Below are 22018 nucleotides of genomic sequence, written 5' to 3'. Positions count from 1 at the left end.
GAGTATTTCCCATGATCTATTAGCGCCTTTGTTAATTCACATTAGACGTGAATTAGCAATTCAAAGTTAGAAATTAGTGAGTTGTTCTATTTGAGATATAGAAAGACCTGTTAAATTTGCCACCTGTTCTGCTGTCATTCCTGTTTGCAGAAGATTACGTGCTGTTTGTAATAACCTAGACTCTGCTTGTTCTGCTCTTTGTCTTTCCTGTTGGGCAATTTCCTCTGATGTTGGTAGCAGTTCTCCTTCTAATGTTGCCCAACGTAGCCAAGTTGTTTCAATACCTTTATAATTTCCATACCAAAATTGCAGTCCTAGCCCTAATGACTTACTGACTAATTGATCGCGTTCATTTGCAACTAAGGGTTGGTAGACTCCACTACTTAAAAAGAAACCAGCCCAATCATCAGGATTAAAGGGATCAAACCAAAAATATTCTGGCACGCGAATCTGATTTTGATAAATTAACTTTTTCTGATTTTTATCAACTGCGGCGGTACTATCAGACAATAACTCAATGATCACATCTGGTGCTTTTTCTTCTTCCCAAATTACCCAACTGCGACGTTCCCCTTTTGGTACTGCCAGTACGGCAAAAAAGTCTGGCCCTTTAAAATCTTTGTTCCGCACTTGAGCGATACTGTGGTAGATGAACATGTTACCGCCTACATAACCATCCTCTCGCTGTTCCAACCAAGGCGTTAAGGCGTCAATTAACAGATCCATTTGCAATTTATGGCGCTGACTCTCCATTGGCTCACCATCATCATAGGGGAGTTCTGCTTGGGTTGGTGGCAGGCTTACATCGGGTGCTGTGAGGGCTGTTTCGGACATGGCTTATCACCTATTGCAGAGCCATTGGGGACTCTTTTTATGTTAGCTGACGGGAAATCTCCCTATCTAATCACTATCAAAATTAAGATTCGCCATAGGCCATACCATTGGCCTGAGCGTAGCGATGCATAAATCTCATCACTCTTTCCCAATGCTCGTCTTGTTCAATTTCCAATTTGCACTCTACCCTCTGTAACTCATCACCTTCTGCACCCCCAAAAATAAATTGCACAGACGCAGGTGTGATACTGATTTTGCCTTCTTCGTCGGTTAACAGCATGGTATTTAAGGATTGTTTTGTGAAGCTATTGAATCCTTCTAAGGCTTGCAACTTGTTAAATGTCATCAAGATAATACGTTTGCCAGAACGACCACGTCGCAAGCTGACGTTACCTAGTTCTTCGTAAATACCACTAAAAAATTGAATCGTGGGTGTTGTAGATGCCATGATCTATTACCTGGGATAGGTGTAAGGAGGATAATAATACTGCGGCTGATTGGTTAGGGGTGGTTGGTATTGATAACCAGTTGCAGGTAGAGGATTGCTCATGCTGTTCGGCAGAGGCGGACTGATCAGAGGATACTGCTGATAGTTGATTGTGGGTTGAGTATTTGTTGGTAGGGGTGCAGGAGGCATCACCTGTGGCTGATAGCTGGTTGTCGGGGCTGGGTTTGGAGTAATACTTGGTGCAGGTGTTGGTGCAGGAGTTTGTATAGTGGGGGCTGTTTGGGTAAATTGTTGGTACGTAGCCTTGGATATAGACGCAATGAGTTTTTCGGCACGGGGGTCGTTATTGGGGCGTTGTACCATGACCGTAACTATGTAACGCTTGCCAGTAGGCAGGTCTACCAGACCTGCATCTGCCAACATAGTGCCAATATCACCAGTTTTATGGGCAATCGTTGCACCTTGTCCCAACCCAGTTGGTAACAGATGGTTTCTGACAGTATTACGCATAATATCCAAGATGCGATCGCGCGATGTCATGTTCAACAAATTGCCTTGACTGACCATCGCCATCAAATTCCCCAATTCTTTGGGACTGGTTGTATTTGTACCTTGTAAATCAGGCAGTTGATTACGTATGACTGTAGTATTTAAACCCCAACTCCGGAAACGCTGATTTAAAGCTTCAATTCCACCCATCCGGGCTATGAGCATATTTGTTGCTGTATTATCACTGACAGTCATCATCTTAGTAGCAACTTCCAGCGCCTTAAATTGAGTGCCGACGGGTTTATACTGCATATCTCCAGAGCCGCCAACCATCATTTCTTTCTGCATAGTCAGCATTTCATCCAGGCGGATTTTACCTGCATCGACATCCTGGAAAAAAGCTATGAGGATGGGGATTTTAATGGTACTGGCTGCGGGAAAACTGGCAGAGGCATTGATATCTACATAACTACCATTGTCCAAATCCACCACGAAAACTCCTGGTGTGAGATTTGCGTTAGCAGACGTTAAGCTTTGCAAATTAGTTTTTAAGGAAGTGATTTCCTGTGATAAAGATAAAACAGCAGCAGGTGTGGGAGTGGGGATAGCCTGGATTTGTCCTTGCCCTGATTTGGCATCCTGAGGAGATGTCTCTGTTGTGGTCATTTGATTAGCAGGATCTAGTACCGACAAAACAGTTCCCACGATCGCGCCAATACCAATTCCCACTATTAATAATCGCAAGGCGTAGAGCATGGTTCTAGCCATAGGCTTTAACCTTGTTTTTCGGGATGTTCTGACTTTTTTAGGCAGTGCCTGCTTGGGGGATTTTACAGTTTTGACTTTGGCATTGCTTGGCTTAAAAGGTGGAATTTGTCCCGGTTTCGCAGGCAGAGGTTTGATGGCTGCTGGTACTACTATACTGGGTCGTTTTTTTGCCACAGTCGCAGTGGTAGTAGTAGAACTAGCTTTGACACGTGTCAGCTTTGTCCCGACAGCAGAGGGACGTTGTTGCTGGCTCGACTTCTGCACTTTCCGGGGAGGTTTTTGGCGTCCGCTAACAGGTTGAGGTCGTGAGAAACCTGGTATTTGTGTTCTGGTTTCCATAAGATCTTATGATGATGATAGGAAGTGTATAATCTAGCAATTAGCAATGAAAGTTTAACTAAGTAGGGCAGAGTATTTATTTGTTCTTTATCTTGAAAATAAGGCAAACGGCAGAAGGGGTAAGAATTTTCATGTCCTGGTTGTGTGATTTTTAATATGACCAGTTACCAGAGATAGACAGTATAAATTGTTCTGTCGATTCCAAGTCAAACTTTACTCCCAATTTTTACCGAAAAACAAGTATATACGGACACTGGTCTACCAGAAAGTACTAACTAATTGTGTCCTCCTCTATTGTGAGACATGTTTTTGTGTTTAGTTTAAGGCATAATTAGTAATTGTGGGGTAATTGCGTATGTAGTACTTAAAAATCACAAGTTTTCATGATTTTTATGACTTGAGAGCGCCCATTCTACTTGTCGTAAGATACCTCGTAACATAGCAACTTCACGGTTTTGTAGTTGAGCGCGGTTATAAAGTTGCCGGAATTTTTCCATCCGACTAGCTGCTGTATGGGGATAAAGATAGCCAATATTTAACAGTAGGGATTCTAATTGCTGATAGTATCCTTCCATAAGCTCTATAGATGCAATTTCGGAATCAGATGTATTTTCAGAAGACCCATTCTCCTTTACCTCTTCCCCTTTACTCTTCTGTTTTATGTCCTGAATTTGTGACAATTCATAACAACAAATGGCCACAGCTGTAGCTAAATTCAATGAGGAATAGCTAGAACTAGTGGGAATATGAACAAATCGTTGAGCATAGTTTAATTCTTGATTAGTTAACCCGCGGTCTTCTCTGCCAAAAATTAGCGCTGCAGGTTGTCCAATTTCTTCTAATAACCAAGGTAGTGCTGTTCGAGGGCTTTCTAGAGGTGCATCCCAATCATGAATAACACCAGTTGTAGCGATCGCTCTTTTACATCCCTGCAAGGCTGCGGGTAATGTCTCCACTGATACCAACCCATCTAAAATATCTTGGGCATGAACTGCCATCTGTCTTGCTTGTGTTCCCCAAGGGTCACATTGGGGATTGACTAACACTAGTTGATTGAGATCGAAATTTTTCATCACCCGTGCTACAGACCCCACGTTCAAGGGGCCAGCTGGTTCTACCAGTATGATTTTTACTCCAGCCAATGTCATTTGTTGCCTTTTGGAAATCTCACTTATTTTCCTGGTTGTATGAAATCACTCTGCCGACGAAAATATTTTGAGAAATCGTAGACGCGCTCATAGGCTTCCCGTAGGGTACACCGATGGACACCGATGGACGCAGATGGATTATTCGTTGGTGCTTGAGTGGTTTGTTGAAAAATCGAACACCGATGGACACCGATGAACGCAGATAGATTTTTCGTTGGTGGTTGAGTTGTGGTTAGTAAGTTTAAGAAAGGCGCTAGGTGTTTTTTGGCGCCTTTAAATCTGTGCAAGAGATGATTGTTTAACTAATATGCAATAACTAGATATCTTTACTCAAGTGTTGTGGACTTTCAAACTGTTACTCCTTCTAACTCTTCATCTGTCAACTCATATAATTCCCGTAACTTTTGTAACTTGTCCTCGTTAGCTTGCCAAAAACCCCGCCCGTGGGCTTCCAACATCCTACCGACAATATTCCTAAAGGCTTCCGGGTTGGCTTTTCGCAATTTCTCTGCCATTTCTGGATCTAAAGCATAAGTATCTGCTGCCTGATCGTATACCCAATCATCAGTAAAATCTGTAGTGCCGCCCCAACCAATCAACGCTGTCATTCGTTGGGAAACTTCAAACGCACCCCCAGAACCTTGATTGACCATTGCTTCTGCCCACTTGGGGTTAAGCAACTTAGTGCGATACTCCATCCGCAACAAATCATCTAACTTGCGGGGTGTGGTATCTTTCGAGAAACTTTCGACAAAACTAGCCGTCACCTTCTTACCACCGACTTTTTCCGCCGCCTTCTTCAAACTGCCCGTATTGGCGTAATATTCCTGAATATCAGTTAAACCATATTCTACCGAATCAATTTCTTGCACAATGCGATCGCTCGTTTTTAACAACTGCGTTAATACTTCCGGTCTTGCTTGACCCCGATCTTGCCTGCCATAACTAAACACATTGCGACTTTGCCAAGTATTTGCCAACTCGTCGCCAGATTCCCAATTTCCATCAGTCACACGCTCATTCACCATTGAACCAAAATCACCCGCCGGGTTAGAAAATAACCTAGCTGATGCATTCTCCACACCCTGCGCTTTCAAAGCCAAAGCATGTTTTCTAATAAAATTCTGGTCTTCCGGTTCATCCACCTGGGCTGCCCGTTGAAATAAATCATCCAACAACTCAATCACATTCACAAAACTATCGCGGAAAATACCCGACAAATTCCCCAACACATCAATTCGGGGATGTCCCACTTCTGCCAAAGGCTTCAACTCATAACGCACAATCCGTCCCGTCCCCTCTTTCACAGGTTCTGCCCCCACCAACTCCAACAAAATCCCCAGAGATTCACCCTTAGTTTTAATCGCATCCAAACCCCATAACATCACCGCCACAGTCTCCGGATACTTACCATGTTCCTGCAAATGCTGGGCAATAATTTTTTGACCAATTTCCCTTCCCCTCTCATACGCCGCCGGCGAAGGCATCCTATAAGGATCTAAAGAATGAATATTCCTACCCGTAGGCAACACACCAGGCCCATCCCGTAACAAATCGCCACCAGGCGCAGGCAGAATATACTCCCCATTCAAACCCCGTAACAAATTCATCAACTCATCAGTTGTCTGCATCAACAACTCTCGAACCAGCCTCTCCTCCTCTTCTTCGCGTTCTTCGCGCCTTCGCGGTTCATTTCCAAAATACGCCTCCAAATACGCCGCCATCTCCTCCTCATCCGGCGCTTCACCCAACGTATGCAACCCAGAAGAAAACAACCTACTCTCCAAAACCTGCAAATACTCGTACAACTTCACCAAATAATCATTAAAAGCATGGGCGCTAAACATCCGCACATTCTCTGGCGTAAAAGGAATCCCCAGACGTTTCGCATCCTCAAACGGGCAATCTGCATCTAAACCAGTATCAACAACCTTTTTACAAATCGCTTCCTTAAGAGCATAATTCTTCTGTGGATCTTCGCGATACTCCGCAATCAAATCCCGCAATACCACCAATTCCTTATACAAACCTGCACGACCATAAGGTGGTACATTGTGAGAAATTATTACCCCGTAACCGCGACGCTTCGCCAAAATCGATTCTGAAGGATTATTCGCCGCATATATATACAAATTAGGCAAATCTCCCAACAAAATATCTGACCAAGAATACCCCGTATTACCCAAAGGCGAACCCGGCAACCATTCCACCGTGCCGTGCATACCAAAGTGAACTACAGCATCAGCTTGGAACTCATTTTGCACCCATTTGTAGAAAGCAGCATACTGGGGATGAGGCGTTAAATCTCGTTCAAACATTAACCGCATCGGGTCGCCTTGTATCCCCAAGGGTGGTTGGACACCAATCCAGACATTTCCTAATTGCACACCGCCAATATGAAATTCATCGCCATAGGTTTTAATTCCAGTACCTGTTAGAGATTTCCATTGCTTTTCAATGCGGGAAGTGCGGAGATATCCCAACCATTTTTCTAGGGTTTTAGCATTCACAGACGCGGGGACATGAGGACGAAATAGGGTGATAGAAGAATTCTCCGCATCGCCAAAAGACTCATCTGCTTCTTTCACCTGCCGAATCAATTCTTCTCCATCTGCTGGCAAATCCCCGACGGTGTAACCTTGGTCTTTCAGCGCTTGCAGAAATTTCCGCAGACTACGAGGTACATTCAATAAGGCGGCAGTTCCCACTGCACCATAACCAGGTGGAAATCCATAGAGAATAATGGCAATTTTTCTTGCAAATGCGGGTTTTTGCCGCAGTTTAATCCAGCTTTTGACTCTGCCAATTAAGCGTTGTACTCTTTCGGGAACTAGATAGATTTTTTCTCCCACTAAACCACCAAGGGGAACAATATCGATCGCTCCATCTAGTTCTGGAAGTGCGTATAAAACTACACTTTGTAACCCACCAATTCCTTGACGTGTCCAGGAATAAATATCTTGAATTAATAAAGGTGCAGCAACAAAATACGGAACATTCTTGGCAGTCAGGATGCGTTTTGCTACTTCGACTTGCCGTCCAGCTTCCATTGAACCAGCAGGACCACCCACCAAAGGAAAACCAATTGTCGAGACGATCGCATCTACTTTGACTGCTTCCTCAGACAAACATGGAGTTTCGATATTACCCTGTTGGCGTTGCTGAGTTTCGTAATCACTTGTCATCCAGTCACGGACAGCAACGTGTCCTTCCACACCGTTGATAAATATCGGTAAGGGGATTAATCCAGCTTTCTCAAAACGGCGAATTAGTTGATTAATATAGGGTTGTTTGGTGATGACATGTTTGCGGTAGAGTAAAATTCCCACTACAGGAAGATGGGATAATTGAGACAAAGGTTTCTCCCCATCTGCCAATCTCCCCACCTCCCCATCGGGAAGTTCTCCCTGTCTTTTGCAATACCACTCCAAATACTCACGGGGAGATGTAAAATATCCCTGATAATCCGGGTGGAGTAATCCCATGTTGGGGGTTTCGATGGGTGGGGGAATGTCAGCAACTTTTAACCCCAAGTATTTTTCTGCTAGTGTCCAGAATAGGGCAGCAACGTTTTCCGGCCCGCCTGCGTTCCAGTAACCATAGATAATTAGCCAGTTGCGTAAGTCTTGGACTTTCTGTACTGGTACGAACTTTAACAGTTTTGGCCCGATTTTCAAAAAGCTGATGTAACCTGCGAGTCTATCTTCTTCTCGTCCTTGGCTAAATTTGTCGAGGATGAATTTTACTGGTTTGGGCATTCCTTTGGGTTTGTCACCAATGGCAAACGCACCCAACTTGGTAAAACTCATCAATTCCAATGCAGACTCGAAAACAAGGCGGATGGGAATATTCGCAATGCGATCGCGTAACCATAACACCTGATCGTAATCAAACAGCAAGCTACCAAAAAATACGTCAGCATTACCAAGTGCGGCTTCTACTTCTTGGCGCTTACTGGTAATGTCGCGATCGCTAAAAACCCTGATATCCAACTCTGGACAACTAGCGATCGCCATATCAGCCGCTTTGCGATACAAGTCGGCGTTGAAAGATTCAAACCCTGCTACTAAGACGATCCGTTTCATGTCCTTGAGCTACGAAATGTTTCTTCATCTCGATTTTAATCTTGCTGCTCAATATAAAGTAAATAACCGACTTCAGCTTTACCACTCTTTTATTCTTTTATGAGGTAATACTACTCCAACTCAAACCTAGTGGTCTGTGTCAACCTAACTTTGAAGGGTAAAGAACGAACCACAAAGACACAAAGACGCAAAGAAAGAGGTTTAATCGATTTGTCCAAGTTGTTTTACCAAACAAAGTTGGCTTGCCAGACCACAAGTCAGATTTATCTGACTTTTGTTATAAGCCAAGAAGTTTATTTGTTGGCGTGACGAAAAGTTGGTGCAAGATATGAAATTACCAATTACCAGCCTACGCGACATTAGGAATATTCCAGTGGATCAGAAAACTTTTATCTTTATCTTCCTGGTTTTCTGCCTAACCTAGAGAAATATGAAATGTGCTAAATCTCACTTGCTGTATGAAACATCTATTTTTAAACCAGCGTGCTCAGGAATATAATACTGCTATGATTCAGGTGCTGCAAAATCTTGCAATGCAGTTAGAGGAGGAGCAATGCTGGCGACAAGGCAAGTTAATTGAGAATACAGTGAAGATTTTGTTGCAAGCAGAGAATTATAAACAGCGAGTTATTACTGTGATTGAGACAGAAATCAAGAATGCTCTTGACTCAGACTAAGGCAGTCATTAAATAGTGAAGTAGGTAGTTAAAGTAACCTCTTAATTCTTCTGCGGCTTGACTTGATACTTGCTGTGAAGATTCCCAATCATTGATGTATCTGGTTTTAATGATCTGAAATGCTTTCACATATGTCTGAACTGGTGGCTGTTGATGAGTAATAACTTTTTTATACAATAGACGTGGTTCAATCTCGTTTTCCATGCAGCAGCCAAGTAGTTTGATATATTTGCAGATATTCCGGCAAAACTCTTCTGCTTGCGGATGCTGTGGACTCAATAATTTACTTGTTACTGCTTGCGCCAATTCTAATCGCCGAGACAATAGCCATCGCCCCGCTTCAATACAGGCTGCTCTTTGTGCTTCTATATGGGGAATAGATGCATTCAAATTTTCAATATGTGCCAAAGACTGACGGAGTTTGTCTTGTTTTTTTTCAATTTCAGCAGTGTTGATACTGGGTTGAGAATACTGCTTTTTATGCTCTAATTCATAAATTACATCTTCAACAGCTGGTTTAATGATTTGGTTAATGATATGCACCTGTTCTTTCAGCACTTCTAGTACTTGGTGACGCAGTTCGTAGTTAATTATGTTTTCTAGCCGAGAATTTGTACTCTCTTGCAAACAATCTATCTGTTGCTGCAAGTCATGCATCACTAAGTCTTGAGACTCTTCCTTGTCCAGCATTCCCTGATATACCCGGTGTTCTAACAGTTGTAATCTTCGTTCTAAGGGGTGAACAGATGTGCTATTTAACCAGGGATTAAAAATGAACTCTGCCAATTCGTGCAAAGTTTTTCCAACTTTGTGCAAAACTCCAATGTTTTTCGTATTTTCCCTCATGGGGTTATCCTTACAGAAGAACAGTGCTATAGAGTAAAATTACTCAAAGTTTGTATACTAGAAAACATTTGTATCAACTTCGAGTCACCGAATGGTAAAGGGTAAGAGAAACAGTGGAAGGTTCAGCGGTCTCTCTCAACTTTTACCTTTTAATATTGTCTCGGCTAATCATGCAAAACTGGTGTGATAGATTACTAGTCTTTTGAAGTATTGTTAATGACCAATATTTAGTTTTCCAGAAATTCTACCGACACTATTAGTAAAGCGCAATTACACATCATGATATTTCGCACAGCTATACATCCGCTTGTGCCAAGTGTCACATAAATTCTACCGTTTTATAAATTTTCTTACTTTTGATAGATGCGCTTTATTTAAAATTATTATTTTTAGTTTCTCGGAAAGATATATGCTTCATATCAAAAGTTGTATAAATTACTCAACAACCTTTAATAATAGGAGAGAAAACCGTACAAAACAGGAGCTATATTTCTACCTGAAAAATCTGTGTTGATATCGATAAGATCAAATTGCGGCTCGAGCTAATGTTATGTAGTTGTAATCAAGAGTAAATAACTATGATAAATCAAGTGAAAACAGCCGCTTTGCTTGCTTTATTAAGCGGTCTTTTAATTACGATTAGTTATTGGGTAATTGGTGGTAGTACAGGTGTAATTGTAGGTATTGTTATAGCAGCAGTTACCAACTTATTTTCCTGGTATCAATCAGATAAAATTGCGCTAGCTGCTTATGGCGCACAACCTGTATCATCACAAGCAGCACCAGGGCTATATGCGATGGTAGAAAGATTGTCCCAACGGGCGAATCTGCCAATGCCCAGTATATATATTGTTCCTTCCCAAAATCCTAACGCTTTTGCAACAGGGCGCGATCCACAACATTCTGCCATTGCTGTCACTGAAGGTATTTTGCAGATATTACCAGAAGACGAACTCGAAGGTGTGATTGCTCACGAACTCACTCACATTGCTAACCGTGACACTCTTACCCAAGCCGTTGCTGCAACGATCGCAGGTGCAATTTCTTTCTTAGCTCAAATGCTGAGCTACAGCCTTTGGTTTTCACCCTATTCACGGGATGATCGCAACGGGCCTAATCCTTTGGGGTTATTATTAACAGTGATACTTGCCCCGATTGCCGCAACAGTGATACAGTTGGCTATCTCCCGCACCCGAGAATTTGCAGCAGATGCAGGTTCTGCTAGAATTACAGGCAATCCCCGCGCTTTAGCCCGGGCGCTGCAACGTTTAGATGCGACGGCACGACAAATACCTCTCAATGCTAACCCTGCTTTTGAGCCACTGTTGATTACAAATGCCTTCTCAGGGCAGTTTATGAGTAGTTTGTTTTCTAGTCACCCACCCACAGAAGCACGGGTGGAAGCATTACTGAGATTAGAACAACAACAAAATTCACCACAAAGAGTCTTTTAGATCACTCACCCCATCACCCCATTGCCCCATCTCCCCAATCCCTGATCACAAGATATCAAGGAGAAACGCAAATGACTTATAATCCTAACAATGAAGAAAACTTGGTTGTTGTGCAAGTCAGTTCTCAAACCGAAGAAATAGTAGAAAATGAAATGGCTGGCGAGACTGACGAAGTTAAGGGTGAAACCAAAGCATTAATTGAAGCCATCAAAAGACGCGCCCAAGCCGAAGCAGAATCCGCAGGAACTCTCACTCGCGAAACTTATCTGAATGCGGTACGTCAGGCACGCCAAGCAATTGAGGGTGATAAACTGATTGAGCGCGATCGCATTGAACATTCTTGGTTGGTATTACAGCAAGAAGCTGAGAAAAACTGGCATTTACTGCTCAAACAACTAGAAGAATTCGGCTCTCGCTGTCAAGAGGCTGCTAAAGCTGCTTGGGATGCTTTTAATGCCCCGCGTTCCTAATGTGTGTTTTGAAACGCAAAGTATCGCAAAGGAGAACGCAGAGGGGCGCAGAGTTTGGTTACATGCAATTTTTTAGTTAGTCTGTTTGATCGCCCTATATCTGGTAAGCATTTGTCAGGCTTGAGGGGCGGGTGGCAAAACCTGCCCCTAGTTTTGTCAAAAAATTTCATCTTTTTTTTACCGGAATCACAACAATTGCAAATGATGCTAGATAATTAGAAGGTTTGACTTTTACTTTATATTGTCTAGCTTGGTAATTAAGAACTAACAACTATGCGAACTTACTATTGCGGCGAACTCCGAACAAAGCATATTGGAGAAATTGTCACCTTGTACGGATGGGTAGACCGTCGCCGCGATCATGGGGGTGTAATATTTTTAGATTTACGCGATCGCTCTGGGATTGTGCAAATCGTCAGCGATCCACAACGTACCCCAGATTCCTATGAACAAGCGAATACCTTAAGAAATGAGTACGTAATTAAAGTCATAGGTAGGGTATCGCAACGTCCAGAGGAATCTCTCAATAGCCGCATACCTACAGGTGAAATTGAAATTTACGCAGATAACATAGAGTTGCTTAACGCTGTGCGTAAGCAATTACCCTTTCAGGTTTCTAGCAGCGAGACAGATCCAGTACGAGAAGACTTGCGGTTGAAGTATCGTTACTTAGATTTGCGACGCGCCCAAATGACGCGTAATTTACAATTGCGCTATCAAGTTGTGAAAGCAATGCGTCGTTATTTGGAAGATATAGAAGGTTTTGTAGAAGTTGAAACCCCTATACTTACCCGTTCCACCCCAGAAGGTGCGCGGGATTATTTAGTTCCCAGTCGTGTCAACCCTGGTGAGTGGTTTGCTTTACCCCAATCTCCGCAATTGTTTAAACAGTTGTTGATGGTATCCGGCTTTGACAGATACTATCAAATTGCCCGTTGCTTCCGCGACGAAGATTTGCGTGCTGATAGACAACCGGAATTTACGCAGTTGGACATGGAAATGAGTTTCATGTCCCAAGAAGAAATTATCGAACTCAATGAAAATTTAGTTTGTCATGTCTTCAAAACAATTAAAGGCATTGAGTTACAACGTCCCTTCCCGCGCCTTACTTACGCTGAGGCGATGGAACGCTACGGTAGTGATAAGCCTGATACCCGTTACGGATTGGAATTAGTTAATGTTTCTGATGTGATCAAAGATTGTGGTTTCAAAGTTTTTCGGGATGCTGTCACTAGCGGCGGGATCGTCAAGATTCTGCCCATTCCCAATGGTAACGAAGCCATTTCTAATGTGCGGATTAAACCAGGTGGCGACTTATTCAAAGAGGCTAGTGAAGCCGGTGCCAAAGGTTTAGCTTACATCCGTGTCAGAGATAACGGCGAAATTGATACAATTGGGGCGATTAAAGATAACCTCACAGAGGAACAAAAACAGGAGATTTTGCGTCGCACAGGTGCCAAACCCGGTCATCTATTATTATTTGGTGCTGGGGACGCTGCTACTGTTAATAAAACTCTAGATAGATTACGGCAAGTCATTGCCAGAGAATTCGGACTCATCGATCCAGATAAAATCAATTTACTCTGGATTACAGAATTTCCGATGTTTGAGTGGAATGCAGAGGAAAAGCGCCTGGAAGCACTCCATCACCCGTTCACTGCACCCCATCCTGATGACTTGGACGACTTGAAAACAGCACGCGCCCAAGCTTATGATTTAGTATTTAACGGCTTTGAAGTTGGCGGCGGTAGCTTGCGGATTTACCAACGGGAAATTCAACAACAAGTTTTTGATGCGATCGGACTTTCTAGTGAGGAAGCACAGAATAAATTTGGTTTTCTCTTAGAAGCATTTGAGTACGGTACGCCACCTCATGGCGGTATTGCTTACGGTTTGGACCGATTGGTGATGTTGTTAGCAGCAGAAGAATCAATTCGAGATGTCATGGCGTTTCCGAAGACACAGCAAGCACGTTGCTTGATGACAGATGCGCCTTCGGGTGTGGACACCAAGCAACTCAAGGAGTTACACGTAACTTCGACTTATAAGCCGAAAGCGTGACATACAGCACTTTGTACTTAAATAGAGTAGACCCCACCCTCACCAAGTCTGAAATAGCTGATAAATCCTGGTTTTACCCCACCCTAACCCTCCCTGTAAACGGGAGGGAACTGGATTTGTTGTTTCCCCCCGAATATCGGGGGGATTAAGGGGGGTAAATATAACTTGTGTACACCTGAGAAGGGGCGCACGATCGCGCCTTTGGGGTGCTGGTTATATCAAGTCTTTCCCATTACCGATTACCGATTACCTATTACCTACCCCAAGGGATAATATTAGTGTTTAAGGAAACCTGATATTTCTCAGCAGAGTCTGGAAAACTTTCTAGCAAATATAATTCTTGGCCCGGAGAACTCCTGCTACTATATCCTTGCCTGGCATTTTTATACCGCTCACATTCAGAACAAAATCAGTATTTGGGTCAAAGGATTTATTCTGATCATTCATGGCTAAATAGGTACCACCTCGCCATTTGAATAAGACAGATTCGTCTTTATTCAATACCTGATCACCTTGAGTTTGCTGGTCTTTATCATCATAGGCTGCTTGAATCGCAGCAGACAGATTATTCCCTTTCACCAAACCTGCATTGTATAGGTTTGCTCCTTTAAGTCTTTCTTGGGTAGATAATTTGCCGTCTTTATCTATCTGGATGCGATCGCCTTGAATAGGGTTAAAGTTGGTGATTTGATCAGGCGCATTTACTGTTGATTGCGCAAATGTCTCTTGTTGATTTCTACCAGCATAGAGAAACTTATCTGCATCAGATCCACCTGTGAGTATATCAGCATTCACATCGCGCTTCAGGGGTTTCTCTGCTTCTTGAGTTAAGATTTTATCCGTTTCTGAAGTAGTAACACGATTGTCATTATTTGTTTCCTTGGAGATGGGAGAAGTATTACTGACACCCTTGACTTCGCCATTGTGGCTGGAGTTTGACGCTGCTACTTCTAAAGCACCAATATCAGCGATCGCACTGCCATTACTATCACCATCTTGGGGACGATCATTACCCTGTTGATCTTTCTTCAAAGTTGTGATGCTATTGAAAGCACCGGAACCAGCATCAATCGCGGGGCTGTCGGATTTGAGTGTAAAATTACCCTGGGAAGGGTCTACAAATTGTGGATCGTAACCCAAGATATTTTCCAATCCCTTAGCATTTGGATCATCTGAAGCCTTGAATTCATAATAATCGTCATAGTTGTAAAGCAGGTTGCGATCGAAAACCACGTTTTCAGACTCAAAGAGGCTATTGGGACGGCGATCAGATCTGGCGTACATGATGTTGTTGTAAACACGCACATTTTTTGCTTTACCTACTGCAATCTCACCACCCGGATCCATATTAGTAGCATTTTGGTAAGTAGTGTTGTTGATGATGTCTACATTAGAATAGTGGTAGGCATTGATTCCCGATGAACCATTGTTATAGACAATGTTATTGGCAACTAATGTCTTTCCTTTATAGACCTCACCAGAATTTTTACCATCTGTGCTATCGAGGATAATGCCGTTTCCTTCACTGATTTTGCCTACCTCAATCCACGGAATCAGATTTTTGTTATCGTAAACCGTATTACCTTGAATGATGAACTTGTAGTCATTGGTGTTATTGTCCGTGTTGTGGTTGTAAATAACGCTTATTCCACTAGTCCCTAGAGGTGAATACCAGGAGTTTCCAGAAACGGTGTTATTCTCGATGGTGATGTAGTCTGCCTTTTCTGCTGAAATGCCTGTAGCTGTAAAGTCACGGACATTGTTGTCAGCGATGACAATGTGGTGAGAGTAACCATCTATCCCAGACCCATCATAGGATGGGGTAATTGCAATCCCAGAACTATTAGTTAAGGAATTTTTGATGTTGTATTGCTCTTTTTTGGCATAATCTAGCGTCACTTCATTCTTGCCACCTTCCAAGTCCAGTCCTTCAACGCGTATGTAGGATGAACCAGAAATGTGAATCCCATAATCGGTGTCCTTAACTTTCAGCTTTGGCGTATGTCCTGGATAAGCTTTTATGGTTATCCAATTGTCCTGTGAGCCATTTTTCCTGGTAATTGATAAAAGTGCTCGATCAGAATCGGTGGTGTAAGTCCCATCCATGACGTAGAGGGTATCACCTGGTTCTAGCCGATCTGCCCCTTCTTGCAGAGTTTTAAAAGCATCCTTTTCACTTAAGCCATTGTTACTGTCATTACCTGTCTCAGCGCTAACATAGTAAGTCTTAGCCATTATTTAACTCCCAAGTGTGTAAGAGGAAGATAGTAGTGTCCCTTTAGCAAAGACCTTGAAGTTGCATTAGACCCGTTACATCTAGAAATTACGTCACGGATCAGAACAGTGTAAATCCCTGTGCCTATTATTACTAGGAAAATGGGTAAATTACCCTATGAGAAATCTCTTCATTTCGCTAGATTCACAAGCCAAATGAATCGCACTTGCACATATAGCAATGGCGATCGCAAATCTTAAATCTAGACCACTATACTAGTGTGGTTGTCGAAATGAATTTTTGATGAAACTTGGTAGACTTTACACCTTAACTTCAGGTAACTAAAGATTCAAAATTTTCAGTTGAGGTAATTCAAACCCTTTACGTAACTGAGCATTAAAAGTTACGTTTACAGTTACATCAATCAAGAGCAACTGAATCATGGCAGATGCCTATATTTGGTCTTCAATCGCAAATGAAATTCAAATATTTGAATATTCTTGAATATTATACAGATATTTCACTTATTTTCAAATTATTTGTTTCTTGCTGAAGCTATATCGCCAATTCATGAAAATCTGTAGATGTTTGCCTCAGGTAAGGTTTTGATCTGCTCAATGATTAAAATCTTTTATCTTACTTAGGATAGAGGATAGATACATCAATAACATTTCTGTCGGTATAAACTTTTATACTAGTCTAGATGTATAAAAATTTAAGTTAATTAAAACTTTTAACATTAAGGTAACAATTTACCCAATAAATTTTTCAAATTAATATTGATATAGGTTATGTCTATTTCATTTTACATATCTGCTAGTGTCAAAACATACTCTCTTTCAAATTTGCTCAAGTGTTACTTTTGCTAATTGAGCATATATTATGCTATTACATTTCATCTGTGATTTTCCACAAAGCTCCTAATAATTGACGTTGGTAAAATCATGTCTATGAATATACTTAGAGGCGTAGATTATACTAGTTTTAAATAATATAGTTATAATTGACTATGTAAAATAATATCTATGAATATACCTAGAGACATAAATTGTACTGGTTTTAAATAATTCTGTATAATGTTTTAATATTTTTTGTATACATATGCTGTATACTCCAAGATGTAAAATCCAAACGTAGATGTTATGAAAAATTTGAATCACCGTATACTGAAAAGTAACATTAATTACCCATAAAAAATGAAGTTATCAAAAGTCGAGGTAGCTGTACAAAAATTCTATTACTTGACCAAGATTCTGATACTTAAACCTAATTTTGCGCTCACTGCAAGATTTGATCTATACAAAAGCAAAACAGTGTAAAAATTTTTACTCGTAAACCTAGAGGAGTGAAACATATCAGACACAACAACTTATGAAATGATCAAAGCACCTGCCAGGTTATAGATATTAGAATTTTTGAACTTTACAGTTGTAATGACACAGTTTTAAGTTGAAAGACCGGCGGAAGTGGCATGATTTGCATTCCATGGCAAAATACAGTGTAACTTTAATCTCGTGAAAGGATAATCAAAAAAAATTGAATAAATAATTTTGATTTTATGGAGTAGGGCTTCGATGGTCGATTTTGATCTCAGTCCCTCCAACTAAACCATCTTGCTGAATGATTTATTTGTAGATCTCAGAAAGATGGCTGAATTAGCAGAGAATTTGTAACTACAATTAAAGAAATTGCTTAAGCTTTTCATGATTGAAAGAGATTTAGCGATCGCTCATCGCCACATTTCATTTTGAATTTGTGGACAGAAGAGATAATTATTATGTGTTTAATTTGTATTTTTCAGGAAAATACTTTGCAGAATCTTTATAAAAAAATGATTAAATAATCGACTAACTAAAGTAAATTTAAACTAAACACTGAAACCAAAGTGGATATGAACTTAGACGGTCTAACTTGATCTCAGTTCCTCCAGTTCCAACTTCTTGCTCTGCTGTGCATTTACCCAACAAGGGAGGTCAAAGTGCAAAGAAGATGTGATCGAAATCGCAAGCGTTCAAAGCGGCGAGCCATCTATTGTCCAATTCATGAATGCTATCTCGATAGTGTCAGTCAAAAGTATCCATTATTTGCTGATCGTCCAGGGCAACTCCAGCAGCGAGGAATAGGACGGCAAACCGCACTGTTTTTAGTAGCGAATAAAACAGCAGTACCCTTGGAAGGAGAATGGTTAGAAGCATTCTGGTGTGATCAGTGCCAACAGACAAAGTGGTATCACCTTAAAAAGCGTGACCGGATTTATGAAGTATTTGTAGCATCTCCAGAACTTTGGCAACAAGCAATCGGTGTAATTTACCCTGAAGGAAATCCCTCTGTGGGAGAATTTACTCGCAGACATGCAAGAATGGTTGGTTGTAAATCCAGCAAAGATTTCGGATTTATCAGTTAATATCAATTATTTTTGAACCCGTACAGAAGCTAACTTGTATAACTATATGCAGTTTTATAGAAATTTGGTATAAGTGACTTGCAGATCTAAATGAATGTGTGATTAGTTAAGGTCAATATCTGCCATGAAGGAATCAGAATTTCATGTTGAAGAGATAGATTTTCAAAAATACTTGCTTGTCCTGCAACGGCGTTGGATGACGGCAGTAGGTGTTTTTGGAGTAGTCTTCACCCTTGCATTGCTGTATGCATTATCAACTAAACCTACATACACAGCACAAGCAAGTCTGTTGATTAAGACAAGTCGCACCTCCTCACTCACAGGATTAGGAGAAGATTTAGGACGACTGGAATCTTTAGTGCAGGATAACAGCCCTGTAGACACGCAGGCAAAGATCGTTACATCTGTTCCTGTCCTTCAAGCAACCATTACATCCCTTAGTCTCAAAAATGATGAAGGTGAACCTCTAAAAGTCGAGGATCTTCAGAAAAAATTAAAGGTAGAGGGTGTCAAAGGTACAGACGTTCTGGAAGTTTCCTATACACATCAAGATCCCCAATTAGCTGCAAAAGTCATCAACAAAATAGTTGAAGAATATACCAAGCAGAACATCCAGGCCAACAGAGAAGAAGCAATCTCTGCTGGCAAATTTATGTTGCAGCAATTACCCAAAACTGAAGAAGCCGTTCAGAAAGCAGAATTAGCCTTACGTAGATTCAAAGAGAGAAATAAGATAATTGTCCTGCAAGAAGAAGCAACCGCAGCAGTTAATACAATTTCCAGATTAGAAGATGAAATTGCCCAAGCACAAGCCCAACTAGTTGATGTTAATGCTCGTTTGGAGAAATTACAAACTCAGGCTAGGGTCAATTCACAAGAAGCTGTATCGGCAGTAGATTTGAGTCAAGTACCTGGAACTCAAAAAGTACTGACTGAACTTCAGGAAGCACAGTCGGAATTGACAGTTGCACGAACCCGTTATCAACCCGGACATCCCACAGTTGCTAATTTAGAGGAAAAAGTTTCTGCTCTCCGAAGCTTACTACAACAGCGAGTAGAGCAGGTAGGTGGTAATAATCAGCAAATCTCTACAGCAAATTTACAAATGGGAGAAGTGCGACAAAAGCTGATTGAAGATTTAGCCAATACAGATAAAGAACGCGTCGGTTTAGAAAGGCGAATTGCTGAGTTAACTAATACGTGGTCTGTTTACAAACAACGCGCCAACATTCTACCTAAATTAGAACAAACCCAGCGGGAGCTAGAGCGAAAACTGAAAGCGGCTCAAACAACTTATGAAACTCTATTGACAAGAATACAAGAAATTAACGTAGCAGAAAACCAGAATGTTAGTAATGCTCGGATAATTTCCCCTGCATTAGTACCAGATGAGCCCAGTGGTACCAGAAAAGCTTTGATTGCAGCAGGTGGAGGAGTTTTAGGTATAATGCTGGGAATAATTGCTGCCCTTGCTGTTGATTTGATAGACCGCTCTATCAAGACAGTTAAAGAAGCTAGAGAATTGTTCCAGTACACATTACTAGGGGTTATTCCTAATGTAAGTAGGAATACTAAAAACAGCTATTCAGTACAAGGGTTAGATAGACCAATTCCTAGAGTGGTTGGTAGGGACATTCCTCATTTCCCCGTTGGTGACGCCTATCAAATGCTGCAAGCAAACTTGAAATTTCTTTCATATAAACAGCTAAAAGCAATTACAGTTACTAGTTCCATTCCTAAAGAAGGAAAATCAGAGGTTTCTGCTAACTTAGCTGTCGCCATGGCACAAGTGGAACGTCGGGTGCTGTTGGTAGATGCTGATATGCGTCATCCCATCCAGCATCATATTTGGCAACTGAGTAATAATCAGGGCTTAAGCAATATCATTGTTGACCAAGTGCCTTTAGAGACAATTGTTCACGAGGTAATGCCCAATTTACATGTTCTGACTTCTGGGGTGATGCCTCCCAATCCAGTTGCTTTGTTAGACTCTGATCGTATGGCTACGTTAGTTGCTAGCTTTAACCAAAAATATGATTGTGTGATTTTTGATGCTCCACCTCTAGCAGGGACAGCAGATGCAGCAGTTCTGGGTAAATTAGCTGACGGCATTTTGCTGGTGGTGCGTCCAGAAGTAGTTGACTATGCAAGTGCTAATGCAGCTAAAGAATTTTTAACTCAGTCAGATCAAACAGTACTAGGTATGGTGATCAATGGCGTAAGTGTGAAGCGCGAACCAGATAGCTATTTCTACTATGCAAAAGATTCAGTGGAGTCAACGGGTGTGTCTAGAAAATCTATTTTGGTGAGGAATCATCGATAAAGTTCTTTTTGCAATACTTAATTAAGAGGTGCGATCGCTTTTGAGGTAGTTGCTTACAGTGTTAGAAAAGCATAAAAATGCTCAAAAAAATAGAAAAAATTACCCATAAACTCAGCCCTAACCTACAAAAGATTATTGGTAATACAGGTTGGCTGTTAGCTGATAGAGTCCTGCGAATGGGTACAGGACTATTAGTAGGAGTATGGGTAGCTCGCTACCTCGGTCCAAAAAATTTTGGTATTTTCAACTATGCGATCGCTTTTACTGCAATATTCAACACAGTTGCCAATCTCGGGCTTGATAACATTGTTATTCGTAACATTGTCCGCCAACCAAATAGTAAAGATGAAATATTGGGTACAGCTTTCCTCCTGAAGGTCTTTGCCCAAGCTACAATCATATTTGTGTCAATTGCAACAATTATCATCCTTCGTCCTACTGAGACTCTTACCCACCAACTGGTTGGAATCATTACTGTAGGAATGTTTTTTGAATCTTATTATGTAATCGATTATTGGTTCCAATCCCAAATTCAGTCAAAATATACGGTTTGGTCTAAGAACATAGGTTTGGTGTTAGCTAGTAGTATGCGGATTGTATTAATCCAAATCCAAGCTCCATTGCTTATGTTTGCTTGGGCTCATGCAGCTGAAACTGCTTTGAGTGCTTTAGGGCTTGTAGTTGCGTACCGTATAAAAGGTTATTTTATACAAGCATGGCAGTTTAGCTGGAAATATGCAATAGAGTTACTTAAAGATAGTTGGACGCTGATTCTTTCGAGTTTTGTCATCATGATTTATATGCGAACGGATCAGTTAATGTTAGGTCAAATGATTGGTGATAAAGCAGTAGGAATCTACTCAGCAGCAGTAAAAATATCAGAGCTTTGGTATTTCATACCAATGGCCATAACAAATTCAGTATTCCCATCAATTGTGAAAGCCAGACAAGAAAGTCAACAGTCATACTATGAGCAGATACAAAAAGTTTTGGACTTTCTCACGATACTATCTTTGGCAGTTGGTGTAATTGTGTCATTAATATCTCATCAAATTGTCAATTTGATGTATGGTCAAGAATATGCAGACGCAGGTGATATACTTGTGATCCATATTTGGACTGGAGTATTCGTTTCCTTAGGCTTGGTAAGTAGTCTATGGACAACAGCAGAAAACTTAATGCCCTTTGCATTTATCACAAGTGCTAACGGTGCAGTCATAAATATAGTTTTGAACTACTTCTTAATTAAAAGTTATGGTGGTGTTGGAGCAGCAATGGCTTCACTAGTTGCTCAATGTGTTGCTTCATATTTTTCATATCTATTTTTACCACAAACAAGAATAATTTTTATTAAACAAACAAAAGCACTTGTATTACCAAGCTTGTTTAAAAGATTATTGAATTACACCAGAGTATTTAGAAAAAAATGAGCTTAATTAGATAGTCATTCGGATTTT

The 22018-nt window shown here is 41.2% G+C and carries 14 protein-coding genes; 7 read left to right on the top strand and 7 right to left on the bottom strand.

Annotation, left to right across the window (positions count from 1 at the left end):
* Positions 1-66: 66 nt before the first annotated feature.
* The 5 genes from NIES592_RS19040 to bchH form a co-directional block, all read right to left on the bottom strand.
* On the bottom strand, positions 67-834 hold the full coding sequence (locus NIES592_RS19040) for a Uma2 family endonuclease (protein WP_073556581.1): 768 nt from the start codon (positions 832-834) through the stop codon (positions 67-69).
* An 82-nt stretch (positions 835-916) separates the two neighbouring features.
* The gene (psb28, locus tag NIES592_RS19035; RefSeq protein ID WP_073556580.1) at positions 917-1282 is read right to left on the bottom strand and encodes a photosystem II reaction center protein Psb28; all 366 of its coding nucleotides are present in this window, start codon (positions 1280-1282) and stop codon (positions 917-919) included.
* A 6-nt stretch (positions 1283-1288) separates the two neighbouring features.
* Positions 1289-2878, bottom strand: a complete 1590-nt coding sequence (locus tag NIES592_RS19030) for a serine hydrolase (RefSeq protein ID WP_073556579.1) — start codon at positions 2876-2878, stop codon at positions 1289-1291.
* 371 nt (positions 2879-3249) lie between these two features.
* Positions 3250-4026, bottom strand: a complete 777-nt coding sequence (locus NIES592_RS19025; RefSeq protein ID WP_073556578.1) for an RNA methyltransferase — start codon at positions 4024-4026, stop codon at positions 3250-3252.
* A gap of 347 nt (positions 4027-4373) precedes the next feature.
* A complete protein-coding gene (bchH, locus tag NIES592_RS19020; RefSeq protein ID WP_073556577.1) occupies positions 4374-8111 on the bottom strand; it encodes a magnesium chelatase subunit H in 3738 nt (1245 codons plus the stop codon).
* A 458-nt stretch (positions 8112-8569) separates the two neighbouring features.
* Between bchH and NIES592_RS19015 the strand changes: the two genes are divergently transcribed.
* Positions 8570-8788, top strand: a complete 219-nt coding sequence (locus NIES592_RS19015; protein WP_009460376.1) for a hypothetical protein — start codon at positions 8570-8572, stop codon at positions 8786-8788.
* Here the strand turns inward: NIES592_RS19015 and NIES592_RS19010 are convergent.
* Positions 8780-9634 carry a hypothetical protein gene (locus tag NIES592_RS19010; protein ID WP_073556576.1) on the bottom strand — a complete coding sequence of 285 codons (855 nt, stop codon included), beginning with the start codon at positions 9632-9634 and terminating at the stop codon, positions 8780-8782. The two genes, NIES592_RS19015 and NIES592_RS19010, sit on opposite strands and share 9 nt — an antisense overlap.
* A gap of 578 nt (positions 9635-10212) precedes the next feature.
* Between NIES592_RS19010 and NIES592_RS19005 the strand changes: the two genes are divergently transcribed.
* The 3 genes from NIES592_RS19005 to aspS all read left to right on the top strand — a co-directional run bounded on the left by NIES592_RS19005 (position 10213) and on the right by aspS (position 13619).
* The gene (locus NIES592_RS19005; protein ID WP_073556575.1) at positions 10213-11088 is read left to right on the top strand and encodes a zinc metalloprotease HtpX; all 876 of its coding nucleotides are present in this window, start codon (positions 10213-10215) and stop codon (positions 11086-11088) included.
* A 71-nt stretch (positions 11089-11159) separates the two neighbouring features.
* Positions 11160-11558, top strand: coding sequence for a hypothetical protein (locus NIES592_RS19000; protein ID WP_062244205.1), 399 nt, complete (start codon positions 11160-11162; stop codon positions 11556-11558).
* Between the two features lie 273 nt (positions 11559-11831).
* Positions 11832-13619: an aspartate--tRNA ligase gene (gene aspS, locus NIES592_RS18995; RefSeq protein ID WP_073556574.1), complete on the top strand. Its 1788-nt coding sequence runs from the start codon at positions 11832-11834 to the stop codon at positions 13617-13619.
* Between the two features lie 324 nt (positions 13620-13943).
* Here aspS and NIES592_RS18990 read toward each other — a convergent pair whose 3' ends face one another.
* The gene (locus NIES592_RS18990; protein ID WP_073556573.1) at positions 13944-15854 is read right to left on the bottom strand and encodes a bluetail domain-containing putative surface protein; all 1911 of its coding nucleotides are present in this window, start codon (positions 15852-15854) and stop codon (positions 13944-13946) included.
* A 1958-nt stretch (positions 15855-17812) separates the two neighbouring features.
* Between NIES592_RS18990 and NIES592_RS18985 the strand changes: the two genes are divergently transcribed.
* The 3 genes from NIES592_RS18985 (at position 17813) to NIES592_RS18975 (ending at position 21991) form a co-directional block, all read left to right on the top strand.
* On the top strand, positions 17813-18238 hold the full coding sequence (locus NIES592_RS18985; RefSeq protein WP_073556572.1) for a hypothetical protein: 426 nt from the start codon (positions 17813-17815) through the stop codon (positions 18236-18238).
* Between the two features lie 124 nt (positions 18239-18362).
* Positions 18363-20561, top strand: coding sequence for a GumC family protein (locus NIES592_RS18980; protein ID WP_062244216.1), 2199 nt, complete (start codon positions 18363-18365; stop codon positions 20559-20561).
* Positions 20562-20638: 77 nt separating this feature from the next.
* Complete coding sequence (locus NIES592_RS18975; protein ID WP_073556571.1) at positions 20639-21991, top strand: flippase; 1353 nt, start codon at positions 20639-20641, stop codon at positions 21989-21991.
* Positions 21992-22018: the final 27 nt, after the last annotated feature.

The sequence above is a fragment of the Fischerella major NIES-592 genome, assembly GCF_001904645.1.
GTDB classification, from domain to species: domain Bacteria; phylum Cyanobacteriota; class Cyanobacteriia; order Cyanobacteriales; family Nostocaceae; genus Fischerella; species Fischerella thermalis.
Note: the sequence above shows the minus strand (reverse complement) of the source record. Positions and strands in the feature narration are given on the sequence as shown.

Excerpts from the sequence above, each read along its gene's own strand:
- NIES592_RS19025 (WP_073556578.1), bottom strand. The coding sequence starts at position 4,026 with ATGACATTGGCTGGAGTAAAAATCATACTGGTAGAACCAGCTGGCCCC.
- bchH (WP_073556577.1), bottom strand. The coding sequence starts at position 8,111 with ATGAAACGGATCGTCTTAGTAGCAGGGTTTGAATCTTTCAACGCCGAC.
- NIES592_RS18990 (WP_073556573.1), bottom strand. The coding sequence starts at position 15,854 with ATGGCTAAGACTTACTATGTTAGCGCTGAGACAGGTAATGACAGTAAC.
- aspS (WP_073556574.1), top strand. The coding sequence starts at position 11,832 with ATGCGAACTTACTATTGCGGCGAACTCCGAACAAAGCATATTGGAGAA.
- psb28 (WP_073556580.1), bottom strand. The coding sequence starts at position 1,282 with ATGGCATCTACAACACCCACGATTCAATTTTTTAGTGGTATTTACGAA.
- NIES592_RS19030 (WP_073556579.1), bottom strand. The coding sequence starts at position 2,878 with ATGGAAACCAGAACACAAATACCAGGTTTCTCACGACCTCAACCTGTT.
- NIES592_RS19005 (WP_073556575.1), top strand. The coding sequence starts at position 10,213 with ATGATAAATCAAGTGAAAACAGCCGCTTTGCTTGCTTTATTAAGCGGT.
- NIES592_RS18975 (WP_073556571.1), top strand. The coding sequence starts at position 20,639 with ATGCTCAAAAAAATAGAAAAAATTACCCATAAACTCAGCCCTAACCTA.
- NIES592_RS19010 (WP_073556576.1), bottom strand. The coding sequence starts at position 9,634 with ATGAGGGAAAATACGAAAAACATTGGAGTTTTGCACAAAGTTGGAAAA.
- NIES592_RS19015 (WP_009460376.1), top strand. The coding sequence starts at position 8,570 with ATGAAACATCTATTTTTAAACCAGCGTGCTCAGGAATATAATACTGCT.
- NIES592_RS18980 (WP_062244216.1), top strand. The coding sequence starts at position 18,363 with ATGAAGGAATCAGAATTTCATGTTGAAGAGATAGATTTTCAAAAATAC.
- NIES592_RS19040 (WP_073556581.1), bottom strand. The coding sequence starts at position 834 with ATGTCCGAAACAGCCCTCACAGCACCCGATGTAAGCCTGCCACCAACC.
- NIES592_RS19000 (WP_062244205.1), top strand. The coding sequence starts at position 11,160 with ATGACTTATAATCCTAACAATGAAGAAAACTTGGTTGTTGTGCAAGTC.